This window comes from Amycolatopsis sp. NPDC102522, from assembly GCF_055584485.1.
The window spans coordinates 40,602-64,351 of sequence record NZ_JBVJLY010000016.1 but is presented as its reverse complement, the minus strand read 5'-3'; the positions used below and the strand labels follow the sequence as shown (position 1 = coordinate 64,351).

The 23,750-nt window shown below is 70.7% G+C and carries 21 protein-coding genes and 1 pseudogene; 13 read left to right on the top strand and 9 right to left on the bottom strand.

Annotated features, from left to right (window positions below; all coding sequences use genetic code 11):
• Window positions 1–193 precede the first annotated feature (193 nt).
• Both ACZ6YV_RS30375 and ACZ6YV_RS30370 read left to right on the top strand, forming a co-directional pair.
• Window positions 194–1,606, top strand: a complete 1,413-nt coding sequence (locus ACZ6YV_RS30375; protein ID WP_465512860.1) for a Dyp-type peroxidase — start codon at window positions 194–196, stop codon at window positions 1,604–1,606.
• Between the two features lie 299 nt (window positions 1,607–1,905).
• Window positions 1,906–2,691 (top strand): DeoR/GlpR family DNA-binding transcription regulator, encoded by a 786-nt coding sequence (locus tag ACZ6YV_RS30370; RefSeq protein ID WP_465512859.1) that lies wholly within the window; start codon window positions 1,906–1,908, stop codon window positions 2,689–2,691.
• Here the strand turns inward: ACZ6YV_RS30370 and ACZ6YV_RS30365 are convergent.
• Window positions 2,681–3,574: an ROK family protein gene (locus tag ACZ6YV_RS30365; RefSeq protein WP_378241595.1), complete on the bottom strand. Its 894-nt coding sequence runs from the start codon at window positions 3,572–3,574 to the stop codon at window positions 2,681–2,683. The two genes, ACZ6YV_RS30370 and ACZ6YV_RS30365, sit on opposite strands and share 11 nt — an antisense overlap.
• 272 nt (window positions 3,575–3,846) lie before the next feature.
• On the opposite strand from ACZ6YV_RS30365, the gene ACZ6YV_RS30360 reads away from it, so the two are divergent.
• Both ACZ6YV_RS30360 and ACZ6YV_RS30355 read left to right on the top strand, forming a co-directional pair.
• Complete coding sequence (locus tag ACZ6YV_RS30360) at window positions 3,847–4,053, top strand: CbtB domain-containing protein (protein WP_005162643.1); 207 nt, start codon at window positions 3,847–3,849, stop codon at window positions 4,051–4,053.
• A 14-nt stretch (window positions 4,054–4,067) separates the two neighbouring features.
• A complete protein-coding gene (locus tag ACZ6YV_RS30355; RefSeq protein WP_465512858.1) occupies window positions 4,068–4,850 on the top strand; it encodes a CbtA family protein in 783 nt (260 codons plus the stop codon).
• On the opposite strand, the gene ACZ6YV_RS30350 is transcribed toward ACZ6YV_RS30355, so the two are convergent.
• Window positions 4,831–5,640: an SDR family NAD(P)-dependent oxidoreductase gene (locus ACZ6YV_RS30350; protein ID WP_465512857.1), complete on the bottom strand. Its 810-nt coding sequence runs from the start codon at window positions 5,638–5,640 to the stop codon at window positions 4,831–4,833. The two genes, ACZ6YV_RS30355 and ACZ6YV_RS30350, sit on opposite strands and share 20 nt — an antisense overlap.
• 60 nt (window positions 5,641–5,700) lie before the next feature.
• Here ACZ6YV_RS30350 and ACZ6YV_RS30345 point away from each other — a divergent pair.
• Window positions 5,701–6,261: pseudogene (locus ACZ6YV_RS30345) on the top strand (TetR/AcrR family transcriptional regulator); the annotation flags it as partial.
• Window positions 6,262–6,294: 33 nt separating this feature from the next.
• Here ACZ6YV_RS30345 and ACZ6YV_RS30340 read toward each other — a convergent pair.
• Both ACZ6YV_RS30340 and ACZ6YV_RS30335 read right to left on the bottom strand, forming a co-directional pair.
• The gene (locus ACZ6YV_RS30340; protein WP_465512856.1) at window positions 6,295–7,752 is read right to left on the bottom strand and encodes a cobyric acid synthase; all 1,458 of its coding nucleotides are present in this window, start codon (window positions 7,750–7,752) and stop codon (window positions 6,295–6,297) included.
• A complete protein-coding gene (locus ACZ6YV_RS30335) occupies window positions 7,749–8,681 on the bottom strand; it encodes a cobalamin biosynthesis protein (protein ID WP_465512855.1) in 933 nt (310 codons plus the stop codon). The genes ACZ6YV_RS30340 and ACZ6YV_RS30335 overlap by 4 nt, the downstream gene beginning before the upstream one ends.
• 36 nt (window positions 8,682–8,717) lie before the next feature.
• Between ACZ6YV_RS30335 and ACZ6YV_RS30330 the strand changes: the two genes are divergently transcribed.
• Genes ACZ6YV_RS30330 through ACZ6YV_RS30320 form a run of 3 tightly spaced genes read left to right on the top strand, consistent with a single transcriptional unit; the run spans window position 8,718 to window position 11,089 of the window.
• Window positions 8,718–9,323: a bifunctional adenosylcobinamide kinase/adenosylcobinamide-phosphate guanylyltransferase gene (locus ACZ6YV_RS30330; protein ID WP_465512854.1), complete on the top strand. Its 606-nt coding sequence runs from the start codon at window positions 8,718–8,720 to the stop codon at window positions 9,321–9,323.
• 9 nt (window positions 9,324–9,332) lie between these two features.
• Window positions 9,333–10,346, top strand: coding sequence for a nicotinate-nucleotide--dimethylbenzimidazole phosphoribosyltransferase (cobT, locus tag ACZ6YV_RS30325; RefSeq protein WP_465512853.1), 1,014 nt, complete (start codon window positions 9,333–9,335; stop codon window positions 10,344–10,346).
• Window positions 10,343–11,089, top strand: coding sequence for an adenosylcobinamide-GDP ribazoletransferase (locus ACZ6YV_RS30320; protein ID WP_465512852.1), 747 nt, complete (start codon window positions 10,343–10,345; stop codon window positions 11,087–11,089). Before cobT ends, ACZ6YV_RS30320 begins: the two co-directional genes overlap by 4 nt.
• Window positions 11,090–11,281: 192 nt before the next feature.
• On the opposite strand, the gene ACZ6YV_RS30315 is transcribed toward ACZ6YV_RS30320, so the two are convergent.
• From ACZ6YV_RS30315 to ACZ6YV_RS30295, 5 genes are all read right to left on the bottom strand, one after another.
• Window positions 11,282–11,914, bottom strand: coding sequence for a hypothetical protein (locus ACZ6YV_RS30315; protein WP_465512851.1), 633 nt, complete (start codon window positions 11,912–11,914; stop codon window positions 11,282–11,284).
• A gap of 68 nt (window positions 11,915–11,982) precedes the next feature.
• Complete coding sequence (gene cobC, locus ACZ6YV_RS30310) at window positions 11,983–12,996, bottom strand: Rv2231c family pyridoxal phosphate-dependent protein CobC (protein WP_465512850.1); 1,014 nt, start codon at window positions 12,994–12,996, stop codon at window positions 11,983–11,985.
• Window positions 12,989–14,323 carry a cobyrinate a,c-diamide synthase gene (locus tag ACZ6YV_RS30305; RefSeq protein WP_465512849.1) on the bottom strand — a complete coding sequence of 445 codons (1,335 nt, stop codon included), beginning with the start codon at window positions 14,321–14,323 and terminating at the stop codon, window positions 12,989–12,991. The genes cobC and ACZ6YV_RS30305 overlap by 8 nt, the downstream gene beginning before the upstream one ends.
• On the bottom strand, window positions 14,317–14,931 hold the full coding sequence (gene cobO / locus ACZ6YV_RS30300) for a cob(I)yrinic acid a,c-diamide adenosyltransferase (RefSeq protein ID WP_465512848.1): 615 nt from the start codon (window positions 14,929–14,931) through the stop codon (window positions 14,317–14,319). Before cobO ends, ACZ6YV_RS30305 begins: the two co-directional genes overlap by 7 nt.
• Complete coding sequence (locus ACZ6YV_RS30295; RefSeq protein WP_465512847.1) at window positions 14,931–16,901, bottom strand: putative cobaltochelatase; 1,971 nt, start codon at window positions 16,899–16,901, stop codon at window positions 14,931–14,933. The genes cobO and ACZ6YV_RS30295 overlap by 1 nt, the downstream gene beginning before the upstream one ends.
• 60 nt (window positions 16,902–16,961) lie before the next feature.
• Here ACZ6YV_RS30295 and cbiE point away from each other — a divergent pair, with 60 nt between their 5' ends.
• The 5 genes from cbiE to ACZ6YV_RS30270 are packed head-to-tail and all read left to right on the top strand — an operon-like array spanning window position 16,962 to window position 23,741.
• Entirely contained in the window at window positions 16,962–18,098 is a 1,137-nt protein-coding gene (gene cbiE / locus ACZ6YV_RS30290; protein WP_465512846.1) for a precorrin-6y C5,15-methyltransferase (decarboxylating) subunit CbiE, read from the top strand.
• Window positions 18,095–18,856: a precorrin-4 C(11)-methyltransferase gene (gene cobM, locus ACZ6YV_RS30285; protein WP_465512845.1), complete on the top strand. Its 762-nt coding sequence runs from the start codon at window positions 18,095–18,097 to the stop codon at window positions 18,854–18,856. The genes cbiE and cobM overlap by 4 nt, the downstream gene beginning before the upstream one ends.
• Complete coding sequence (locus ACZ6YV_RS30280; RefSeq protein ID WP_465512844.1) at window positions 18,853–19,848, top strand: Gfo/Idh/MocA family protein; 996 nt, start codon at window positions 18,853–18,855, stop codon at window positions 19,846–19,848. The genes cobM and ACZ6YV_RS30280 overlap by 4 nt, the downstream gene beginning before the upstream one ends.
• The gene (locus ACZ6YV_RS30275) at window positions 19,845–20,588 is read left to right on the top strand and encodes a cobalt-precorrin-6A reductase (protein WP_465512961.1); all 744 of its coding nucleotides are present in this window, start codon (window positions 19,845–19,847) and stop codon (window positions 20,586–20,588) included. Before ACZ6YV_RS30280 ends, ACZ6YV_RS30275 begins: the two co-directional genes overlap by 4 nt.
• Before the next feature lie 33 nt (window positions 20,589–20,621).
• Entirely contained in the window at window positions 20,622–23,741 is a 3,120-nt protein-coding gene (locus tag ACZ6YV_RS30270; protein WP_465512843.1) for an arabinosyltransferase domain-containing protein, read from the top strand.
• Window positions 23,742–23,750: the final 9 nt, after the last annotated feature.

Here is a 23,750-nt window from a genome sequence, read left to right as displayed (position 1 = left end):
GAGGACTGATTGCGTTGCGTGATCGTTCACTGGTTCTTTCGGGTGATAAAAGCGCCGAAAGCGCATACTTGAGGGTGCTGTCAGCAGTCTTTCGGTATCGGTTGTATCAAGGAGTAAGCCCCGCCCGGCGGTGGGGACCGGCAAGACCTGCCGGGGCCGCCGGACAGGGTTCCCGAGGAGGGGGTTCCTTGTTATGCCCGTTGACCTGACTATTCCCTTGGAATGGAAGACGGCGTCCGGTGACGCCGCGAAGATGCTCGACGAACTTCAGCCGAATATCCTCAAAGCGCACGCCCGAGACCATTTCTCCGCGCTTTTCCTCCGTTTTTCGGAAGAAAAGACCGCGAAAAAGTTCCTCGCGTCGCTCGTCCCGCTGATGAAGTCGGCGAAGACCCACATGACCGAGATCGAGCGCTTCAAGGCAGAGGGGGTGAAGGGGTCTCCCTACGTCGGCGCCGGGCTGACCTCGGCAGGCTACCGATTCCTGAAAATCGAGGCACCGCAAGACGAATCCTTCCGCCGTGGCATGCGTACACAAGAGACCCGCGACAAGCTGGACGACCCGCCTCACTCCACGTTCGACAGTGGATACCACGACGAGATCCACGCCGTCGTCATCGTCGCCGACGGCGCCGACGCACCGATGACCGCGCGCCGGAACGCGGTTCTCGCGCTGGTTCCGTCGACGATTTCCGTCGTCGCCGAGGAAACCGGACTCGGCCGGGTTAATTCCCACGGCGAAGGCATCGAACATTTCGGCTACGTCGACGGGCGGAGCCAGCCGCTCTTCCTGGTCGAGGACATCCACGCGGAAAAGACGGCGACGGACGGAATCAGCGTCTGGGACCCGAGCGCGCCATTGAACCAGGTGCTCGTCCCCGATCGCGCCGCTCCCGATCCCGGGGTGCATTTCGGCAGCTACTTCGTTTTCCGCAAATTGGAACAGAATGTGCGGCGATTCAAGCAGGCCGAAGAGGCTCTGGCCGATCAACTGGGACTCTCCGGCGAAGACCGTGAACGCGCGGGGGCGATGATCGTCGGCCGGTTCGAGGACGGCACACCGCTGACCGCGCAACGGCAAGAAGGTGCGGAAAGCCCGGTACCGAACAACTTCGACTACGGAAGTGACATCTCCGGTGCCAAATGCCCGTTCCAGGCCCACATCCGGAAGACGAACCCGCGCGGCAGCGGCGGGGCGGAACTACCCCCGCGGGAACGCCTGCACCTGATGGCGCGGCGGGGCGTGCCCTACGGCGAGCGGGCCGACGACCCGAACGCCGATCTGCCGCCGTCGGCCCGGCCGAGCGGCGGGGTCGGCCTGCTGTTCATGGCGTTCAATTCGTCCCTGGGCAACCAGTTCGAGTTCACCCAGGAGACCTGGGCGAACAACCCGGGGTTCCCGATTCCCGCGGTCGGGGTCAAGCCGCCAGGTGTGGATCCGGTCATCGGACAGGGTCCGCGTCCGGAATCCGTCTACGCCAAGGACTGGGCGGGAACCCGGACGGTGACCGCGGATCCGTTCCCGCAGGCGGTGACACTGAAGGGCGGCGACTACTTCTTCATGCCGTCACTCGCGTTCCTGCGCGGACTGGGCGGCAGGGGCTGATTTCTCACGCACTGCGGCCGGTTCCGGTGATCGAATGGCGGGTTATCCGCTAAACGTCACCGGACCGGGCGCAATGCGGATATCAGCCCGGAACCCGCGGCGATAACCTCCGAAACAGGCCGGTCCTGGGCGTACCGGCCGTCGGGTGGGCGCCGATCACACTGGGGGTGACCGGCGCTCACTCTCCCGATTCCGCCTCCCCGGCGTCCCAAACCTGCCGCTTCCCGGCGACCGCATCGCGACGCGTAGTACTTTGTCCGGTGCGGTAAGCAACATCGCGCTTCGGGGAGGGAGCTCGGATGAACCGGCATGAACGGCTGACGGCTTTATTGGACATGGTGGGAGAGCGGGAAAAAGTCGACGTCGAGGTTTCGGCGGGCGAACTCGGTGTCTCCCCCGCGACGATCCGCCGGGACCTCGATCACCTGGCGGGTCGCAATCTCGTGGTCCGCACCCGCGGCGGCGCCGTCGCGAGCAACGTCGCCTACGACCTTCCGTTACGGCACAAAGCGGCGCGCAACGCGCCGGAACAGCAACGGATTTCCGCCGCCGCGGCCAAAATGGTCGACCCGGGCATGGTGGTCGGGCTCAACGGCGGCACCACGAGCACCGAGGTGGGCCGCGCGCTCGCGACCCGGCCGGACATGGGCGAGCCGAGCGGCGGGCCGTCGCTCACCGTGGTGACGAACGCACTCAACATCGCCCACGAACTCGCCGTCCGGCCCAACATCAAGATCGTGGTGACCGGCGGGGTCGCGCGGCAGCAGTCGTTCGACCTGTCCGGGCCGCTGTCGCATCTGTTCCTCGATCAGATCTCGCTGGATCTGGTGTTCCTCGGGGTGGACGCGTTCGACCCGGTGCACGGCGCGCAGGCGCACCACGAAGGCGACGCGAGCACGAACCGGCTGATGGCGGCCCGTGCCCGGCAGGTCGTCGTGCTGGCCGACAGCGGCAAGCTCGGCGGCCACGCCTTCGCGAAGATCTGCGCGACCGCCGACGTCGACGTTCTCGTCACCGACGGCCGCGCGGATCCCGAGCGGGTGCACGCCTTCGAAGAGGAAGGCGTGCGGGTGGTCAAGGCTTGAGCCGGTCCAGCGCCAGCAGGGCCGCGCCGAGCCTGCCCGCCTCGTCGCCGAGCTGCGCGATCCGCAGTTCCGGCATGCGCTGGAACTGCAGGTTCGCGCTCAGCCAGGCCCGCACCGGTTCGAGGACGTAGTCGCCCGCGGTGAACAGGCCGCCGCCGAGGACGACGACCTCGGGCGCGAGCAGGGTGACCAGGGTCTTGATGCCGTGGCCGAGCCCTTCGAGCGCGTCGTTGACCACGGAGATCGCGGCCTCGTCGCCGTGCCGCGCGGCGTCGACCACCTGCTCGGCGCCTTCGGCCGGGCGTCCGGTGTGCTCGCTGTAGCGGCGGGCGATGGCCGAAGCCGACGAGATCGCCTCGAGGCATCCTGTCGCGCCGCAACCGCACGGCAGCCGGTGGCCGACGTCGATATGCCCGATTTCGCCACCCTGCCCGCCTGCGGCGTACAGCTTCCCGTCGAGCTGGAGCGCGGCCGCGATCCCGGTACCGACCGGGATGAAGGCCGCGTCGGTGCAGCCCTTGCCCGCGCCGACGCGGAACTCCGCGAGCCCGCCCGCGCGGACGTCGTGCCCGAACGCGAACGGCAGCCCCAGCCGACTGTCGAGCATCTCGCCGAACGGGACGTTCCGGAAGTCGAGGTTCGCCGAGAACCGGGCCACTCGCTCGACGTCGTCGACGATGCCCGGGATGACCACGCCGACGGCGTCCGGCGTGCCGGTGCCTGCCTGCTTGCCCAGTGTCTCCACGATCCGCGCGACCTGGTCCGCGAGTGCCTCGCCGTCCGCTCCACGCGCCGTCGGCTCGCGCAAGCTGGCCAGGTCCTTCAGGTCCGCGTCGTACAAGGCCGCCTTGATGGACGTTCCGCCGACATCGAGTGCCGCCACCGCTGGAGTCATAGCTGGATTTTGGCATGCGCCCCGCCACCGACGGCAGGGATTCCGGCGGTAACGAGCCTGCGCCGACCGGTTCCGTCACATTGACCGGACGCTTCGCGGCGACCTACGCTCGACCGGCCAGACGACGGCACCCGGAACGCGGTGAGATTCCGCGCGGTCGCGCCACTGTGACCTCGAACCAGCCGGTTCGGGGAAGCCAGACCCGGAGCCGTCGTGTCACCCCTGAAGAGGCCGCGCTAGCCCGAGGAGGTCCCACCGCCATGTCCGAAGCGGTAGCCGCAGTACCCGTCCCCGTCCGGATCCCCGTCCGAGAGATCCTGCCCTGGGCGGTGCTCGTCATCCTCCTTTCGCTGATCACGCTGTACTTCATCAGCGCCGAGCAGGGTGCGGTGTCGGTGTTCGCGAACTCGTACGTCCACGAGTTCGTCCACGACGGCCGGCACCTGCTGGCCTTCCCCTGCCACTAGGCGGCACGCGCCCAATGATGAGGACCTTGCTGGTCCGCGGCATGCTCGCGGGCCTGGTCGCTGGTGTCTTGGCGACCCTTTTCGCCTACTTCCTCGGTGAGCCTTCGGTCGAGACCGCCATCGGTCTCGAAGGCACCTCCGCCCATTCGCACAGTGCTCCGGACGCGGCTCCGGGTGCCCACGAACACGCTCCCGCCGAGGCTGAGCCCGCGGAGGAAGAGCTCGTCACGCGCGGCGTGCAGAGCACAGTCGGCCTGCTGACCGGTGTGGGCCTGTACGGCGTCGCCGTCGGTGGGCTGTTCTCGCTCGCCTTCGCCTTCGTCTACGGGCGGCTCGGCACGCTGCGGCCGCGGATGACCGCGGCGCTTCTCGCCGGTGGCGCCTTCGTGGTCGTGTTCCTGGTGCCGTTCTTGAAGTACCCGGCGAATCCGCCCGCCGTCGGCCAGGCGGGCACGATCGGGAGCCGGACTTCGCTGTACTTCGGCTTCGTCGCGCTTTCGCTGCTGATCAGCCTCCTCGCGGCGGCGTTCGGCCGGAAGCTGGCCGACAAGCTCGGCGCCTGGCGCGGCGGCCTGATCGTCGCGGGCGGGTATGTCGTGCTGATCGGGGTGGCGGCGGCGCTGCTGCCCTCGATCGACGAAGTCCCCACCGGTTTCCCGGGTTCCACGCTGTGGACCTTCCGGCTGGCCTCTGTCGGCACCCAGCTGGTGCTCTGGACCGCGCTCGGCCTGACCTTCGGCGCCCTGGCCGAGAAGGCGTTGGCGCGCAAGGAAGTGGCTAGCCCGCAGCTCGGCTGACCGACTCCCACGAGCGCCATTCCGCGACGCGGTCCCGGTGCAGTTCCACGATGACGTCGAAGTCCCCGTCGCCGAGCAGCAGGCGGCGGGGCGGCGCCTCACTGGCCACCAGTTCGAGGACAGCCTCGGCGACCTTCACCGGGTCGCCGGGGACACCGTCGGCGTACTTCGCCATCAACGCCGCGCGCACCGGGTCGTAGGCCGGGCTCAGCGGTGACATCTTCAAGCTGGCACCCAGGAAGTCGGTGGCGTAGACCCGCGGCTCGACCAGTGTCACGTGGATTCCGAGACCCTCGACCTCTTGCGCGAGCGCGTCACTGAGTCCTTCGAGGGCGAACTTGCTCGCGTTGTAGAGGCCCATGGTCGGCACGGCCATCAGGCCGCTCACGCTCGACATCTGCAGGATCCGGCCCTCGCCCTGCTTCCGTAGCACGGGGAGCACGGCCTGGGTGACCCACAGCGCGCCGAAGAAGTTCGTCTCCATGATGGCCCGCGCGTCGGCCTCGCCGACCTCTTCGACCGCGCCCATCAGGCCGAAGCCCGCGTTGTTGACCACGACATCGATCCGCCCGAACACTTCGGCCGCCTTTTCGACCGTCGTGAAGACGGCGGGTCTCTCCGTGACGTCGAGAGGCAGGACGACCAATCTGCCCTCGCTCGCTTTGACGAGGTCTTCGAGGACCTCGGGGCGGCGGGCGGTGCCGACGACGTTGTCCCCCGCCCTCAGCGCGTGCTCGACGACGAGGCGGCCGAGGCCGCGACCTGCTCCGGTGATGAACCAAGTACGCATTCCGACTCCTTCGATTCAAGCGAGACGGACCGTCTCGTCTCGTGGTGCTACCATACCGGCATGGCTGGAAACGTCAAGTCCCCGGATCCGACCCGGCGCAGCGAACGCTCGCGGCAGGCGATCCTGACAGCGGCGACGGAACTGCTCGGGGAGGTGGGCTACCCGAAGCTGGCGGTGGAGGCGATCGCGTCACGGGCGGGAGTCGGGAAACAGACGATCTACCGCTGGTGGCCGGACAAGGGCGCGCTGGTGCTGGACGCGTATCTGACGCTGGTGGAGGGCGCCGGCGAACTGACGTTCCCGGACACCGGCGATTTCGAGGACGACCTGCGCACGGTGCTCCGGTCCACTGTGGACCCGCTGGCGGACAGCGGGTACGAGGCGTTCTACCGCGCGCTGCTGACAGCGATCCAGGGTGACGCGAAGTTGTCGGCGGAGCTGGACGAGCGGCTGATGCGGCCGTGGCTGGAGGCGACGAGGGCACGGTTCCGGCTGGCCGCGACGGCGGGGACGATCGACGGCACCGATCTCGAAACGGGGGTGGATCTGTTCTACGGGGCGGTGTACTACCGCTGGCTGCTGCGCACGGGCCCGCTCACCGCGGAGTTCGGCGAATCGGTGGTCCGGCTGGTGCTGCGCGCGCTGCGGCCGCGTTCAGGCGCCGGGCGGGACGAAGGGCAGGCCGGGCCGAGCGCCACCCTCGATCAGGTGCATGAGACCCACGGTGTCGACGTGGACCTCGACAGCGTCGGCGAGCCGTTCCAGCATGCTCTCCCGGAGCACGCCGAAACCCGGCGCACCGTCGACAGGTGACCAGTCCGCCACTTCGCCCAGCCAGGCGCGGCGGAACTCGTCGTTCTCGAAGGCGCCGTGCCACATCGTGCCCCACACCGCGCCCTGCCGGTAACCATCCAGAAAGGACTCGGCGGGGCCGGTGGCGGTCACGGCACCGTGGTGGATTTCGTACGCCTCGACGGGACGGCCGCGCCACTCCCCCGAGGGGCGCGCCAGCACCTTGTCCGCGCTGAACGAGACGCGCGTCGGCAGCAGGCCGAGACCGGGCACCGTCCCGGCGCCGGATTCGACGTCGTCCTCGATCTCGGCGGCCAGCATCTGGTAGCCGCCGCAGATCCCGAGTACCGGACGGCCCGCCTCGGCCCGCTCCCGGACGGCGTCGGCCAAGCCGCGGGCACGCAGCCATGCCAGGTCGTCCACGGTCGCGCGGGAACCGGGCAGGATCACCACGTCGGCGGACCGGACCGTGTCCGGATCGGCCGTCAGCGCGACCGAGACACCGGGCTCGGCGGCGAGCGCGTCGACGTCGGTCGCGTTCGAGGCGCGGGGAAACCGCACGACAGCGACGCGCAGGGATCCACCGGACGCTCCCCAGCCCGCGGCGGCCAGCGCGTCCTCCGAGTCGATCCACACCTGGTCGAGCCAGGGCAGCACCCCGAAGACCTCGCGGCCGGTGAGTTTCTCCAGCGTCTCCAGGCCGGGCCGCAGCAGGCCCACGTCACCGCGGAACTTGTTGACCAGCCAGCCCGAAACCAGCGCCTGGTCTTCGGCGGACAGGAGAGCGAGGGTGCCGAACATCGCGGCCATGACGCCGCCGCGGTCGATGTCGCCGACGACGACCACGGGCAGGCCGAAGCGTCGCGCCAGCCCCATGTTGACGTAGTCGCCCTCGCGCAGGTTGATCTCGGCGGGGCTGCCCGCACCCTCGCACAGCACGACGTCGAAGCGCTGTCGCAACGAAGAGAACGTGTCGAAGGCGATCTCCGCGAGCCCTGCCCGGCCCGTCGCGTACTCCCCCGCCTCCAGCGTGCCGAACGGTTTCCCGAGCGCGACGACGTGGCTGCGGCGGTCGCTCCCGGGTTTCAGCAGTACCGGGTTCATCGCGGCTTCGGGCTCGACCCTGGCCGCCCGCGCCTGCAGCCATTGCGCGCGGCCGATCTCGGCCCCGTCCGCGCACACCATCGAGTTGTTCGACATGTTCTGGGACTTGAACGGCGCCACCCGCACACCCTGTCGCGCGAGCCAGCGGCACAAGGCGGCCGTGACCAGGCTCTTGCCCGCGTCCGACGTCGTCCCCGCGACGAGCAGGCCGCTCACCGCGTGACCGCGACAGCGACGGCGAGCGCCGCGAGACCGACCGCTCGCGACAGCCGGACGGCGCGGCGCACGTCCACCGGCTCAGGCTCGCGGCCGTCGCCGAGGACGCCGCGGCGTTCGGTGCGACCGCCGTAGCTGTTCGTCCCGCCCAGCCGGACCCCGAGCGCGCCCGCGAAGGCGGCCTCGACCTGGCCGGCGTTGGGGCTCGGATGATGCTTCCCGTCCCGGCGCCAGATCCGGAACGCGGATTTGGCGAACCCGCCCGCGAGCGGGGCGGACACCACCGTCAGCGCCGCGCCGACACGGGAGGGCACCAGGTTGGCCAGGTCGTCCGTCCTGGCCGACGCCCAGCCGAAGTTGGCGTACTTCGGCGAGCGATAGCCGACCATCGCGTCGAGCGTGTTGAGCGCGCGGTAGCCCAGCAGACCGGGGATCCCGGCGACGGCTCCCCACAGCAACGGCGCGACGACGGCGTCCGAAGTGTTCTCGGCGATGGACTCGGTGGTCGCGCGCGCGAGCTGTTCGGTGTCGAGCCCGGTGGCGTCGCGGGCGCACAGATGCGACAGCCGCCGCCGCGCGCCGGGCAGATCGCCGTCGTCGAGCAGCCGGGCCATGCGAGTGCCCTCGGCCGCGAGCCCCTTGCCGCCCAAGACCACCCAAGTGGACGCCGCGGTGAGCGCGAACCGCGCGAACGGACGCTTCCGGGTCCAGAACTGGGCCGCGACCCCCAATCCGGTGACGGTGCCCGCGCAGACCGCGGTGTACGCCGCGCCCCGAACCTTCGAGTCGGCCCAAACCCGCTGTTCAAGGGCTTGCGCGGCGCGGCCGAAGCCCGCGACCGGATGCCTCTTTCGCGGATCTCCGAACACGGCGTCGGCGACGTAACCGGTAACGAGTCCGGCTGCGGTGGCGGCTTGTCGGAGTGGCACGTGGCGAACGGTAGCGCGTGCACGAGAATGCGGGGTATGACCAAGCTGACGCATCGCCTCGCGGGGGGTCTCGAGACCCTCGCGAGGGCACTTCGCCGCTATTCGCGCGACGACGGCAAGGTGCTGATACTGGGCGGCGTCCGCTCTGGGAAGTCACGCCACGCCGAGGGCCTCGCGTCCCGCCACCCGCACCTGACCTACGTCGCGCCCGGACTGCCGCCGAGCGCCGACGATCCCGAATGGGCCGCTCGCGTGGCCGCGCATCGCGCGCGGCGGCCGGCGAACTGGAAGACGATCGAGACCACCGACCTGGCCACGGTGCTGCGCACGGCGACGCATCCACTGCTCATCGACTGCCTCGGCACCTGGATCAGCCGGGTGCTCGACGAGGTCGGCGCCTGGGAGCAGCGCAAGGGCTGGGAACGGCGGCTCGACGACCGGCTGGAGGACTTCCTGGCGGCGTGGGCACAGGCCGACGTGCCGGTGATCGCGGTCAGCAACGAGGTCGGCAGCGGTGTGGTGCCCGCGACGGTGTCCGGACGCGTGTTCCGTGATGTGCTGGGCGCGTTGAACAACCGGGTGTCCGCCGAGTCCGACCGGACCGTGCTGGTCGTCGCCGGACGGATGCTCGACCTGCCTTAGGGAGCCGCCATGCGTATCGCCACCCCGGACGCCGCCGCCGAAGCCGCCGCGCGCGCCAGACTGGACGGTCTGGTCAAGCCGCTGGGTTCACTCGGGCGGCTCGAAGACCTGGCCGCCTGGCTCAGCGCGGCGCACGGCACCGTCCCGCCGCGGCCGCTCGACGACGTCCGGGTGGTCGTGTTCGCCGGGGACCACGGGGTTTCCGGGATGTCGGCGTATCCGCGCGAGGTCACCGCGGCGATGGTCCGCGTGTTCCTCGCCGGGAAGAGTGGTGTCGGTGTGCTGGCCGCGCTGGCCGGGGCGAAGGTGCGGGCGCTGGACATCGCCGTGGACTGGGACGGCGCGGACGTGCCCGCCGAGGTCACCGCGCACAAGGTCCGGCGGGGTTCCGGTTCGATCGATGTCGAGGACGCGCTCGCCGAGGGTGAGGCGCGGACGGCGTTCGAGCACGGGCTGGCGATCGCGGACGAGGAGATCGACGGCGGCGCGGATCTGCTCATCCCCGGCGACATGGGGATCGGCAACACGACGATCTGCGCGGCCGTGGTCGCTTCGGTGCTCGGCCTGGCGGCGGAAGAGGTCGTCGGCACAGGCACCGGCATCGACGAGGACGGGCGGGCGCGGAAGGTCGCCGTCGTCGAGGCCTCCTTGACCAGGGCCGGTGCGGTGAAGGACCCCTTCGCGGTGCTGACCGCTCTCGGCAGCGCTTGTCTCGCCGCGACGTCGGGCTTTCTCGTACAGGCCGCGGTCCGCGGGGTCCCGGTGCTGCTCGACGGCGTGTTCTCCGGTGCCGCGGCGCTCGTCGCGCGCGAGATCGCGCCGGGCGCCGAGCAGTGGTGGCTGGCCGGGCACCGGTCGACCGAACCGTCGCAGGCGTACGCGTTGAAGGCGCTCGGGCTGGAGCCGATCCTCGACCTCGGGCTGCGGCTCGGCGAGGGCAGCGGCGCGGTGCAGGCGGTGCCGACGCTGAGGGCCGCGCGGGCGATCCTCGCGGACATGGGCCTGCTGGCGGATCTGGCTTGATCTCCGACGCGCTGAAGATGGCCGTCGGAACCCTGACCACGGTCCGGGTTCCGGCTCCGTCGGTGATCGACCGGCGGGTGGCCGGTGGCGCGATGGTGCTCGCTCCGCCGGCCGTCTTGCCGCTCGCGGCCGTCGCCTCGGCGATCGTCTACCTGGGTGAACTGGTCGGCCTGCCCGCCTTCGCGTCGGCGGCGCTCGCACTGGGCGCGGTGGCGCTGGGCAGTCGAGGGCTCCATCTGGACGGACTCGCCGACACGGCCGACGGGCTCGGCGCTTCCTACGACCGCGCCCGCGCGCTGGAGGTCATGCGGCGCGGCGATTCCGGGCCGACCGGGATCGCGACCTTGGTGCTGGTGCTGCTCGTGCAGGTCGGCGCGCTGACCGGCGCGACCTCCGCCGGGCACGGAGTCGCCGCGGCCGCGATCGCCGTCGTCGCCGGACGCGGTGTGCTGTCCCTGTGCTGCGCGCGCGGGGTCCCCTCGGCCCGGCCGGAAGGCCTGGGCGCGACCGTCGCCGGTTCGGTGCCGGTGTGGACCGCCGCGGTGGTGTTCGCCGTGCTCGCGGGTGCGGCGGCGCTGGTGTTCCCGTGGCGGCAAGGGCTGATCGCGGTGGCGCTGGGGTATCTGGCCGCGTCGGCGCTGCTGGCGCGGTGCGTGCAGCGGCTGGGCGGGGTCACCGGGGACGTGCTCGGCGGCTGTGTCGAGGTGGCCGTGGCGGGGATTCTGCTCGGCTTGTCGTTCTGAGGGCTCGTGCTTCCACGCGGTCCGGTGCGTCGTGATGCCCCGAATGTGGCATTGGGGACATTGAACGTCCCCAATGCCACATTCGGGGCATCCCTTCCCGCTGGCCCATACGGTCCGGCGATGTCCTGAAGGCCCCCTTCAAGACGTTGATCGTCTCAAAGGGGTCCTTCAGGACATCCGGTGCATGTGGGGTCAGGAGGGTTCCGGGGCAGCCTCGTCCGCAGCCAGCTTCTCGTCGATTTCCGGGATCCAGAAGCACAGTTCGAGGGTCTTCATCCCGGCCCACAGGCTGAGCTTCCGGCCCTGCGAAACCAGCGTGAGCGACGCGAACAGGAGCAGCACCGCGAACCCTGCCGCGATGAACGGATGCTTCCCGGCGAAGATCTCGACGATCGCGGCGACGGCGCCGAACAGCAGCGGCGGCGCGCAGTTGCGCACCATGAGCCCGGACGCGCGCAGCCGCGTGATGTCGACCGCGACCTCCTTGTCGTGCAGTTGCAGCGCGCCGAGCAGGAGATGCGGGTTCTCCTTCAGGAACGCGCGGTCCTTGGCCGCGGGCGAGCGCTTGAGGAACACCTCGACCGGGTTCCGGTCCCGCCTCCGCGGCACGATCCGCTCCAGCGCGTCGCCTGCCGGATAGGCCAGGTAGCCCAGCAGGAAACTCAGCACCACGATCACGACGACCAGCACCACGGTCGGCACGCCGGCGACGCTCGCGGCCGTGAGGATGTGGAGTTTCGTCCCGAGGTAGCCGAAGAACGCGACGTACAGCGCGCCGGGGATGGTGTAGGCGAAGAGATCGAAGACGCCGATCACGAAGTTCACCGGCTCATCCAACCATCCCGGGGGGTGTGGTCGTGAGTGTTTTGGACGGTTCTAACCAGCCTTACCACTCACGACGACCTGACCTCGGCGAGCGCGGCCAGGAAACGGTCCACCGTCTCCCGATCCCGCACCGCGATCCGCAGGTACCGCGAGTCCAGCCCCGGGAACGTATCCCCACGCCGGACCGCGAAACCGTTCTCCCTCAACCGTTCCCGAACGCCGTCCGCACCGGGCAGCCGCACGAGCACGAACGGCCCTCGCGGCTCCCCCAGCACCTCGACACCCAGCGCCGTCAGCCCCGAAACCAGGTACTCCCGATCCGATTCCGCCGACACCGCGAGCTTCTCGGCCTCCTCCAGCGCCGACGGGCGGCAGCACGCCACCACGGCGACGGCGGCGAGGGAGGACACCGACCACGGCGGCTGGACCGCGCGCAGACTGTCCACAACGGACTCGTCCGCCAGCACGTATCCGGCGCGCAGCCCGGCGATCCCCCAGGTTTTCGTCAGGCTCCGGAGAACGGCGAACCCGGGTTGTCCCGCGACGCTTTCGGTCTCGCCGGGGACGGCGTCGAGGAAGGCCTCGTCGACGACGACCAGCCGGCCCGGGCGGCCCATGGCCAGCAGGTCCGCGGCCGGGTGCAGGACCGAAGTCGGGTTCGTGGGGTTCCCGACGAAGACCAGGTCCGCGTCGTCCGGAACGTCGCCCAGCCGGAAGCCGTCGTCGGCGGACAGCAGCACCCGGGTCACGGGATGCCCGGCCGCGCGCAAGGCGGCTTCGGGTTCGGTGAACTGCGGATGCACGACCACCGCGCGCGACGGCCGCAAAGCCGTGGCCAGCAGCGTGAAAGCCTCCGCCGCGCCCGAGGTCACCAGCACCTGGGACTCCGGTAGACCGTGCCGCCGGGCCACCGCCGCCGCAGCGGCGCGGACGTCCGGATAGGCGGCCAGATCGTCCAGGGCCGCCGCCAGTTCGGCGCGCAGCCAGGCGGGCGGCGCCGGGAGCCGGACGTTGACCGCCAGATCGACGAGCCCGTCGCCGACCTCGCGGTCTCCGTGGTGCCAGAGGTCGTAGTCAGCCATGGGCGCGTGCCGCGGCGGCGAACCGCTCGGCGAGTTCGGGGTAGCCCGCCCAGTGGACGTGCAGGTAGGACGCGTGCAGCGACGCCGACGCGAAGCCGTCGGGCGTGCGGTCCCAGCCCCAGGCCGGTGTCGGGCCGCTGCCGGGTTCGACGATCGTGCGGTGGAACTCGTGACCGGTGACGCGCTGCCCGGCGACGGTCAGCACGGTGTCCGCGGGTGAGAAAGCCTTGCGGTAGCCGAGTTTCCCGCGTTTGGTCATGGTGGCCGAGGCGTCGAGGACGCCGGTCATCGGCATCCCGTCGATGTCCTGGCAGAGATACAGCAGGCCCGCGCATTCGGCCACGACGGGCATTCCGTCGCCGATCGCCCGCGCCACCGCCGTCCGCAGCGGGACGTTCGCCGACAGCTCTTCGGCGTGCACCTCGGGAAAGCCGCCGCCGAAGTACAGTCCGGCGCAGCCTTCGGGAAGTTCCTTGTCCTGCAACGGGTCCACCTCGACGACGTCGATGCCGGCGGCGGCCAGCAGTTCGTCGGCCTCGGTGTAGCGGAAGGTGAATGCCGGACCGGCCGCGGCGGCGACCACCGTACGCGGGCCGTCATGGGAAAGCGGCGGCCGCCAAGGCTCGCCCGAAAGCCGGGAAGCCGATCGCGCGACCTGGACGACGGCGCCGAGATCTACTCCCTCGCTGATCCATCCGGCCAGTTCCGGCAGCAGCCGCTCCGACTCGCTCGCGCGTTCGGCAGCCGGGACAAGGCCGAGGTGACGGCTGGGCGCGTGGATCTCTTCGTTGCGGTACAACGTTCCCAGCAGCGGGACACCGGTCGCTTCCAGCGCGGTGACGATCTCGTCCGCGTGCCGTTGCGAGCCCAGCTTGTTGAGGATGACGCCGGCGAGCCGGACGCAAGTGTCGTACTGCGCGAACCCGAGCACGGTCGCGGCGACACTGCGCGACGCCGCCGAGGCGTCCACCACCAGCACGACCGGTGCGTCCAGCAGCCGCGCGACGTGCGCCGTCGACGCGTAGCCCTCGGTGCCCAGCGCGCCGTCGAACAGGCCCATCACGCCTTCGATGATCGCGATGTCGGCACCGGCGGAACCGTGCCGCAGCAACGGGATCAGCTGCTCCTCACCCTGCAGGAACGGGTCGAGGTTGCGCGGGGGCCGCCCGGTCGCGAGGGCGTGATAGCTCGGGTCGATGAAGTCGGGGCCGACCTTGTGCCCGGACACCCTCAGCCCCCGCGCGCGCAACGCCGCCATGAGGCCCGCGGCGATCGTGGTCTTGCCGTGCCCGGAACCGGGCGCGGCGATGACCACGCGATTCACCATTCGATGCCTCGCTGGCCTTTTTGCCCGGCGTCCATCGGATGCTTCACCTTGGTCATCTCGGTGACCAGGTCCGCCGCCTCGATCAGCTCCGGCGGCGCGTACCGGCCGGTGATCACCACGTGCTGGTGCCCGGGGCGCGACGTCAGCGTCGAGACGACGTCGTCGACTTCGAGCCAGCCCCATTTCAGCAGGTAGCTGAACTCGTCGAGGACGTAGAAGTCGTGGGTTTCGGCGGCGAGACGGCGTTTGATCTCGGCCCAGCCCTCGCGGGCGTTGACGGCGTGGTCCTCCTCGGACCCGGACTTGCGTGCCCAGCTCCAGCCCTCGCCCATCTTGTGCCACTCGACAGCGCCGCCCTGGCCGGTGTCTTCGTGCAGCTTGCCGAGCGCGCGGAACGCGGCTTCCTCCCCGACGCGCCATTTCGCCGACTTCACGAACTGGAACACGCCGATCGACCAGCCCTGGTTCCAGGCCCGCAACGCCATCCCGAACGCGGCCGTCGACTTCCCCTTCATCTCGCCGGTGTTCACGGCGAGCAGGGGCCGGTTGCGACGCTGGCGCGTGGTGAGCCCGTCGTTCGGCACCGTTTCCGGTTTGCCCTGTGGCATTACGCCGCCCTCCCGGAAATACGCGTGCGGACGGCGCCCGCGAGCGTGTCGGCGGCGACCTCGGTGACCGGAACATGTTCCGCGCCCAGGTGTTCCGCCAGTTCGGCGGCGAGCCCGAGGCGCATCTTGCCGCTCTCGCAGTCCATCACGATCGACGTCACGTTCCCGGCCAGCAGCCCGGCCGCCTGCCGCGCGCGCTGAACGGCGTCCGCGCCGCTGGTCGCGCGGCCGTCGGTGACGACGACGAGCAGCGGGCGCCGCTGCGGATCGCGGACCGCTTCGATCCGCAGAACCCGTACCGCTTCAAGGAGTCCCTCGGCCAGCGGCGTGCGGCCGCCGGTCGTGAGACCGTCCAAACGGGACGCGGCGGCGTCGACACTGATGGTCGGCGGAAGCGCGAGTTCGGCGCCGGAGGCACGGAAGGTCACCAGGCCCACCTTGTCGCGACGCTGGTAGGCGTCGAGCAGCAGCGACAGCACGGCCGTCTTGACCTCGCGCATCCGCTGGCGCGCGCCCATCGAGCCGGACGCGTCCACGCAGAACAGCACCAGATTGCCCTCGCGCCCTTCCCGCCGGGCGAACCGCAGATCCTGCGGCCGCACCACGAGTCCGGCGCCGCTGCGACCGCGGGACCGCTGATGCGGCGCGGCCGCGCGCACGGTCGCGAGCAGATGCGGATGCCCATCCTTGGTCCCGGCGGGCTGGACGCCGATGGTCCGCCCGTTGTCGGTGATCGCCCGCGACCGTCGTCCGGCGGCACCCTCTCCGGTGCCCTTCACCTCGAAACGCTTGGCACGAAAGGCTTCCCCGGCGCCGACCGGCTTCTGGTCGCCGCCGCTCTTGCCGCCGCCCGACGGCTCCTGGCCGCCTTCCTGCGGAGGCGCGTCGCCTTCCGCGGAAGGAGGCGGGGTGCCCGAACCGGGGCCGTCGTCGTCGGGGCCTTCCGGGCCGGGGTCTTCGGGCTGGGCGTCCTGGAGGGCCTGCTCCAGCTGTTCCTCGGAGATTCCGGGCGCGTCGAAGGGATTGCGGCGACGGCGGTGCGGCAGCGCGAGCCGGGCCGCGACCCGGACGTCCTCGGTGGTCACCTCGGTCCGCCCGGCCCAGGCGGCGTGCGCGACGGCGGTCCGCGCGGTCACGATGTCCGCGCGCATGCCGTCGACCTCGAACGAGGCGCAGACCTCGGCGATCTGCCGCAGCGCGTCGTCCGGCAGTTTGACCGAGGGCAGAAGTCGTTGCGCCGCCTCGATGTCGGCCGCCAGTTCGGCGTCGGCAGCGGCGTACTGGCCGGCGAAACCGTCGGGGTCCGCCTCGTAGGCGAGCCGCCGCCGGACGACCTCGACGCGCAGTTCGGGGTCCCGGCTGGACGCGACCTCGACGGTGAGCCCGAAGCGGTCCAGCAGCTGCGGCCGCAGTTCGCCTTCCTCGGGGTTCATCGTGCCGATCAGGACGAACCGGGCGGAGTGCGACACCGAGACGCCCTCGCGTTCGACGGTCGCGCGGCCCATGGCGGCGGCGTCGAGCAGCGTGTCGACCAGGTGATCGTGCAGGAGGTTGACCTCGTCCACGTACAGCAGGCCTCGATGCGCGGCCGCGAGCAGCCCGGGCTGGAAGTCGGTGACGCCGTCGGCGAGCGCGCGTTCCAGGTTCAGCGAGCCGATCACGCGGTCTTCGGCCGCGCCGACCGGCAGTTCCACCAGCCGCGCGGGACGGCGATGCGCGGCCGAGCCCTCGGCGTGCGGGCCGTCCGGGCAAGCGGCGTCGGGTTCGACGGGATCGCAGGAGAACCGGCACGCGTCCACGACGTCGACGCCCGGCAGCAGTCCGGCGAGCGCGCGCACCATGGTGGATTTCGCCGTGCCCTTCTCCCCGCGCACCAGCACTCCGCCGACGGCGGGCGAGATGGAGGAAAGCACCAGCGCCAGGCGCAGATCGGGCATCCCCACAACGGCGGTGAACGGGTACGGCTTCACAGCACTCCCTGTCGTAGACGACCTCTGGCCGATCATCGCACAGGAAATCCGTCGTCTAGCGTGACGAACGTGCGCGAAAAATCACCCCTGACCGTGGTCGGGATCGGGGCCGACGGCTGGCCCGGCCTGTCAGCGCAGGCCAGGGAAGCGGTGCTGCGCGCGGACGTCGTCGTCGGTGCTCCGCGCCAGCTCGCGTACCTGCCTGCCGGGGTGAAAACCGAGCCGTGGCCCAGCCCGCTCCTCCCTGCTCTGGACGACTTCCTAGCGGGCCGGAGCGGCGTCTGCGTCCTGGCCAGCGGTGACCCCTTGCTTTCCGGCATCGGCACGACGCTGATCCAGCGCGGCTACGACGTCGAGATCCTGCCCGCGCTCTCGTCCGTGACGCTCGCCCGCGCGAGGCTCGGCTGGTCGGCGGAGGAGACCGAGGTGGTCACGGTCGTCGGCCGCGCGATCGGCCGGGTGAGCCGGGCCCTGGCGCCCGGACGGAAGATCCTCGTCCTCGGAGCGAACGCCGAAGACCTGCTTGACCTGCTCAGAACCCGCCGGTACGAGAAGAGCCGCGTCACCGCGCTGTCCGACCTCGGCGGCCCCGACGAGCGGATCGGCCCCGGCTCGCTGACCGTGTTCGCCCTCGAGGCCGACGGACCCGCGCTGCCCCTCACCGGTCTGCCGGACGACGCCTTCGAGCACGACGGCCAGCTCACCAAACGCGACCTGCGCGCGTCCGCGCTGGCCAGGCTCGCGCCGTCGCCCGGCGAACTGCTGTGGGACGTCGGGGCGGGCGCGGGCAGCGTCGGGATCGAGTGGTCGCGGATGCATCCGCTGAACCGCGCGATCGCGATCGAACGTTCCCCGGAGCGAGCCGCCCGGATCACCCGGAACGCGCACGCGCTCGGCGTCCCCGAACTCGAAGTGGTGATCGGCGGCGCGCCAGACGCACTAGAAGGACTGACCAGGCCGCACGCGATCTTCATCGGCGGCGGGCTGACCGTGCCCGGTGTCCTGGACGCCTGCCTGTCGACCGGCGCGCGGATCGTCGCGCACGGCGTGACCCTCGAATCCGAGCAGGCCCTGGCCTGCGCGTACACCGAACACGGCGGCGAGCTGATCCGCGTCGGCGTCGAACAGGCGGCGCCGCTGGGTGGATTCACCGGCTGGACCCCGGCACGAGCCGTGACACAGTGGAGCAAACCTTGACAGTGCACTTCATCGGCGCCGGTCCCGGTGCCGCCGACCTCATCACCGTGCGAGGCCGTGACCAGCTGGGCCACTGCGGAACCTGCCTGTACCCCGGCAGCATGACGCCGACAGCCCTCCTGGAGTACTGCCCGGACGACGCGGTGCTCATCGACACCGCGAACCTCGACCTGCCCGCGATCGTCGAGCGCATGGTCGAGGCCCACGGGAACGGCCACGAGATCGCGCGGCTGTGCTCGGGCGATCCGTCGATCTACAGCGCTGTCGCCGAGCAGATGCGCCGCCTCGACGCGGCCGGTGTCCCCTACGACGTCACCCCCGGCGTCCCCGCGTTCGCCGCCGCGGCCGCGCTGCTCAACCGCGAGCTGACCGTGCCCGAGGTCGGCCAGAGCCTGGTCATCACGCGCGCCCAGGCGCGGTCCACGGCCATGCCGCCGGGTGAGACGCTGGCGAACTTCGCGCGGACCGGCACCACGCTCGCGCTGCACCTGGCGATCAACCGCATCGAGCAGGTAGTCGACGAACTGCGGCCGTTCTATCGGGAAGACTGCCCGGCGGCGGTCGTCGCGCTGGCGAGCCAGCCGGGTGAGCAGGTGCTGCGCGGCACGCTCGGCACCATCGCCGCGCGGTCGCGTGCGGCCGGGATCAGCCGCGCGGCGATGATCTTCGTCGGGGAAGTCCTTGCGGCCGAAGGATTTCCCGATAGCTTCTTGTATTCGGCCACCAGGGATCGCGCCAACCAACCGGAGTCCTTGTGAAGAACCTACGCTGGGGCCTGCTGGCCGCCGGGACCATCGCCGCCGAGTTCGCGGCGGGCGTCGAAGAGAGCAAGCACGGCGTGCTCGAAGCCGTCGCGGCGCGGTCCGGTGACCGGGCGGCCGAGTTCGCGAACCGCTTCGAGATCCCGAAATGCTATGGCTCCTATGAGGATCTGCTCGCCGATCCGGACGTCGACGCGGTCTACATCTCGACGCCGCATCCCCTGCACGGCGAGTGGGCGATCCGCGCGGCCGAGGCGGGCAAGCACATCCTGTGCGAGAAACCGCTGACCGTGTCGGTCAGCGAGGCCGAGAAGGTCATCGAAGCGGCCCGCGTCAACGACGTCTTCCTCATGGAGGCGTTCATGTACCGGCTGCACCCGCAGATCCGGCGGCTGGCCGAGCTGATCTCCTGCGGCGCCATCGGCGAGGTCCGCGCGGTGGACGTCGCCTTCAGCTACAACTTCGCCGTCCCCCGGCTCACCGATCCCGCGCTGGGCGGCGGCGGGATCTTCGACGTCGGCTGTTACTGCACCTCGCTCGCGCGGCTGGTCTCGCAGGCCGCGACCGGGCAGGACGTCGTCGAGCCCGACGAGGTGCTCGGGATGGCGAGGCTCGACCAGAACGGTGTCGACGAGTTCGCGTCCGGGCTGCTGCGGCTGCCCGGCGGGATCATCGCGCAGGTGTCCTGCGGGTTTCAGCTGACGCAGGACGACCACATCCGCGTGTACGGCTCGCAAGGACAGCTGTACGTGCCGAAACCGGCGTGGATCCACGAAATGCGCAAGCCGAAGACCTCGCAGATCGTCCTCACCCCGGAAGGTGGCGAGCCCGAGGTGATCGAGGTCGAAGCGACTCAAGGCCTCTTCGCTCGCGAGGCCGACCACGTCGCCACGCATCTCGCCGACCGGCAGGCACCCGAGCTCACCTGGGCCGAAACGCTCGCCAACCTGCGCACGCTGGAACGGTGGCGCGCGGCCGTGGCGCGATGACGCTGCTGATCCTGGGCGGCACCGGCGAAGCGCGAGAGCTCGCGAAGGAACTGGTGGCGCGCGGCGAGCAGGTCGTGTCGTCACTAGCGGGCCGCGTCGCGCGGCCGAAACTGCCGGACGGCGAAGTGCGCCTCGGCGGCTTCGGCGGCGCTGAAGGTCTCGCGCGCTGGCTGACCGAGAACGACGTCAAGGCGATGATCGACGCCACACACCCTTTCGCGGAACGCATCGGCGCCAACGCGGCCGAAGCCGCCCGCGCGACGGGCACACCGTTGCTGAGGCTGGCCAGGCCCGGCTGGACCGAACAGCCCGGCGACACCTGGCACTGGGCCGACGACCTCGACCACGCCGCGCGGCTGCTCCCGGCTCTCGGCGACCGCGTCTTCCTCACCAGCGGGCGTCAAGGTCTTGCCGCGTTCGCGGGACTCGATCTCTGGTTCCTGATCCGCTGCGTCGACCCACCCGAGGCGCCGCTCCCCCGGCGGCGCGAAGTCCTGCTCGACCGCGGGCCGTACACAGTGGAGAAGGAACGCGCGCTCATGGAGCGGCACGGCGTCCGGGTGCTCGTCACCAAGGACAGCGGCGGCGCGATGACCGCCGCGAAACTCGCCGCGGCCCGCGCGCTGGGCCTCCCCGTGGTCGTCGTCCGACGGCCGAAGCGACCCGAAACGGCCAGCGTAACGACAGTTCAGGACGCTATAACCTGGATCAGCGGCGCGACGAAGGGCAGCCCTGCGTAAGCCGTTCGGACCAGACCCGTTAGCGTTGCGCCGATGCGTTTGATCGCTGTCACGCTGGGGTTGCTCTCCGCCTTGTGCGCGTTGGCTTTCCCCTTCCTGCCGGTGGTGCAGGACACAGCGGAGGTCGTCTGGCCAACGGGCGGCGACACCCGCTCCGTCAACGCGCCCTTGACCGGGTACTGGGCCCAGGATCTGCGCGTCGATCTGCCGTGCACGACCGTCCGATCACTCGACGCGCGTTCGCAGGGCCAAGCACTCCTGTTCTCCACCGTTCCCGACGGCCGCACCGACCCGCGCGCGGGCAAGGGTGTCGGCCTGCAGCTGCGCATCGACAACGGCGTGCTGCTCGCGTCCAGCCAGGGACAGCAGATCGTGCAGCAGCCGCTGCCGCCTCAGTCAGCGGCACAGGACAAATGCGATATCAAGCTCCGTGCGGACGCGAACCAGATGACGCTTTCCGTCGCCGAGACCGTGGTCTTCCACGCGGAGGGCGATGTCCGGCCGCGGCTGGTCGGGATCTACTCGTCGCTCAACGCGGGCAAGGACCCGATCGACGGCCTGCACGTCTCCGTCGTCCCGGACACCCGCTACCAGACCTCGCCCACGGTGCTGAAGTGGATCATCGGCGTGATCGCGGCGCTGTCGTTCATCGGCTGCCTGATCGCGGTGTGGCGGATGGACTCCGGTTCCGCCCGCCGCGCGCCGCGCTGGGCGCCGGTCGGCTGGTGGCGGCTGACCGCCCGCGACGCGACGGTGATCATCGCGCTCGGCGCGTGGGTCTTCATCGGCCCGGTCACCTCCGACGACGGCTACATCCTCACGATGTCGAGAGTGGCCGAAGAGACCGGCTACCTCACGAACTACCACCGCTGGTTCGGCGTCGCCGAGGCGCCGTTCGGCTGGTTCTACCACGTGTACCAGCTGATGGCGCACGTCAGCACGGTGCCGCCGTGGATCCGGCTCCCGTCGTTCCTGCTCGGCGTGCTGAGCTGGCTGCTGATCAGCCGCGAGGTCATGCCGCGGCTCGGCACCCAGGTGCGGACGAGCCGCGCGGCCGGCTGGGCCGCCGCCGCGGTCTTCCTGGTCTGGTGGATGCCGTTCAACAACGGTGTCCGGCCGGAACCGGTCGCCGCGCTGGGCTCGCTGCTGGCGATCTGCGCCGTGGAGCGCGCGCTCGTGACACGCCGTCTGCTGCCGCTGGCCCTCGGTCTCACCGCGGCCGGGTTCACCTTGGCCGCGACGCCGACCGGGCTGATCGCGGTCGCGCCGTTCCTGGTCGCCGCCCGCCCGCTGTTCAAACTGGTCCGCCAGCGCGCCGAGAACGGCTGGCTGCCGGTGCTCGCGCCGGTGCTGGCCGCCGGCCTTCTGGTGCTGGTCGTGGTGTTCGCCGACCAGACCTTCGCCACCGTGCAGGAGGCGACCCGGATCCGCACCCAGGTCGGCCCGAACCTGTCGTGGTTCCAGGAACTCGCGCGCTACCAGTTGCTCTTCGAAAGCCTGCCGGACGGCTCCATGCCGCGCCGGTTCCCCGTGCTGCTCGTGTTGCTGTGCACCGGGACCTGCCTGGTGGTGCTGCTGCGCCGCGGCCGGATCCCCGGCGCCGCGCTCGGCCCCAGCCGCCGCCTGATCGGCACGGTCGCTCTGTTCTTCCTGCTGCTGGCGCTGACCCCGACCAAGTGGACGCACCACTTCGGCGCGTTCGCCGCCGTCGGCGCGGCCATGGCGGCGCTGACCGCGCTGGCGACCAGTTCGACGGTGCTGCGCTCGAGACGGAACCGGGCGGCGTTCCTCGCCGGGCTGCTCGTGGTCGGCGCGCTGGCCGCGACCGGCCCCAACTCCTTCTGGTTCGTTTCGAAGCTCGGCGTGCAGTGGACCGGGGTGGCGCCGTCGATCGGCGGGCTCCCGCTGTCGACGATCCTGCTGGTCGCGGCCGCGATCTCGGGGATCTACGCGTTCGTGGAGAACGTCCGCGCGCACCGGCCGGGACTGTCCGCGGGGCCGCAGGAAGGCCGGGGCCGGTCACTGCGGCTCGGGTCGCTCTCGCTGGTGGTCGTCTGTGGCCTCATGGCCGGGGGCGAGTTCGTCAGCATGGCGTGGGCCATCCACACCCAGGCCGGTTCCTACAGCCTCGGCGCCGCGAACTTCGGGCATCTGTCCGGCAAGAGCTGCAACCTCTCCGACCACGTGATGGTGGAACGCGACGCCGCGACCAGCATCCTGCGGGCCCAGCCCGAACAGCGGACCGTGCCGGTGAAGAAGGAGGAGCCGCCCGCCGGGCAGACCCCGCCTCCGCTGCCCGATCCGGAACAGGACAACGGCCGCGTGCAGACCGGGTTCCACACCCGCGCGATCGACGACAAGGACCCCCTCGCGGAACCTCCGCACGGTTTCAAACCCGACGAGGTGCCGATGTGGAGCAGCTTCCTCGACCCCGAAACGCGGGCCGGACGGCTGCGCAGCGACTGGTACGCCCTCGCCGAGAAGCCCGCGGACGGCCAGATCGTGGTCGCCACAGCGGGTGCGTCGCGGCGGCCGACGTCGGTCAGCCTCGACTACGGCGTGAACACCGGCGAAGGCGTGAAGGTCGTCCGGAGCCAGTTCGTGCTCCCGCCGGGCGCCGGGACCAACGGCTGGAACGACACCCGGATCAACCTGCGTGACCTTCCCGCCGAGACGACATCCGTGCGGATCAACATCGTCGACAACGACCTCACCGAGGACGGCTGGATCGCCGCCTCGGCTCCCCGCGTGCCGACGTTCACCACGCTGACCGAGAAGATCGCGGGCAAGCCGGTGTACGTCGACTGGCCGGCGTCGTTCGTCTACCCGTGCGTGGAGCCGGTGACGTCGCACGACGGCATCTCGAAGATGCCCGAGTACCGGATCACCGCGGGCGCCGTCGCCGACGAGGCGAACTGGGCGTCCAGCACCAACGGCGGCCCGATCGGCTGGCTCGAAGAGGTCGCCGCCGAACCCGAGGTGCCGAGTTACCTGATCGGCCAGCCCAGTCAGTCGTGGGGCCAGCTGCTGCAGGTCGAACCCTTCACCGAGGGGATCGCGCCGACGATCATCCACGGCGAGAAGGTCGTGCCCGGCTGGTGGTCGCCCGGTCCCGGGCCGCGGCAGCCGAACGGCAAGGACCCGACCCGCTAGGACAACTCG

What these genes read in the sequence shown, in the direction of transcription:
- ACZ6YV_RS30375 (WP_465512860.1), top strand. Translation starts at nt 194, where the DNA reads ATGCCCGTTGACCTGACTATTCCCTTGGAATGGAAGACGGCGTCCGGT.
- ACZ6YV_RS30370 (WP_465512859.1), top strand. Translation starts at nt 1,906, where the DNA reads ATGAACCGGCATGAACGGCTGACGGCTTTATTGGACATGGTGGGAGAG.
- ACZ6YV_RS30360 (WP_005162643.1), top strand. Translation starts at nt 3,847, where the DNA reads ATGTCCGAAGCGGTAGCCGCAGTACCCGTCCCCGTCCGGATCCCCGTC.
- ACZ6YV_RS30355 (WP_465512858.1), top strand. Translation starts at nt 4,068, where the DNA reads ATGATGAGGACCTTGCTGGTCCGCGGCATGCTCGCGGGCCTGGTCGCT.
- ACZ6YV_RS30350 (WP_465512857.1), bottom strand. Translation starts at nt 5,640, where the DNA reads ATGCGTACTTGGTTCATCACCGGAGCAGGTCGCGGCCTCGGCCGCCTC.
- ACZ6YV_RS30330 (WP_465512854.1), top strand. Translation starts at nt 8,718, where the DNA reads ATGACCAAGCTGACGCATCGCCTCGCGGGGGGTCTCGAGACCCTCGCG.
- cobT (WP_465512853.1), top strand. Translation starts at nt 9,333, where the DNA reads ATGCGTATCGCCACCCCGGACGCCGCCGCCGAAGCCGCCGCGCGCGCC.
- cobC (WP_465512850.1), bottom strand. Translation starts at nt 12,996, where the DNA reads ATGGCTGACTACGACCTCTGGCACCACGGAGACCGCGAGGTCGGCGAC.
- ACZ6YV_RS30305 (WP_465512849.1), bottom strand. Translation starts at nt 14,323, where the DNA reads ATGGTGAATCGCGTGGTCATCGCCGCGCCCGGTTCCGGGCACGGCAAG.
- cobO (WP_465512848.1), bottom strand. Translation starts at nt 14,931, where the DNA reads ATGCCACAGGGCAAACCGGAAACGGTGCCGAACGACGGGCTCACCACG.
- ACZ6YV_RS30275 (WP_465512961.1), top strand. Translation starts at nt 19,845, where the DNA reads ATGACGCTGCTGATCCTGGGCGGCACCGGCGAAGCGCGAGAGCTCGCG.
- ACZ6YV_RS30270 (WP_465512843.1), top strand. Translation starts at nt 20,622, where the DNA reads ATGCGTTTGATCGCTGTCACGCTGGGGTTGCTCTCCGCCTTGTGCGCG.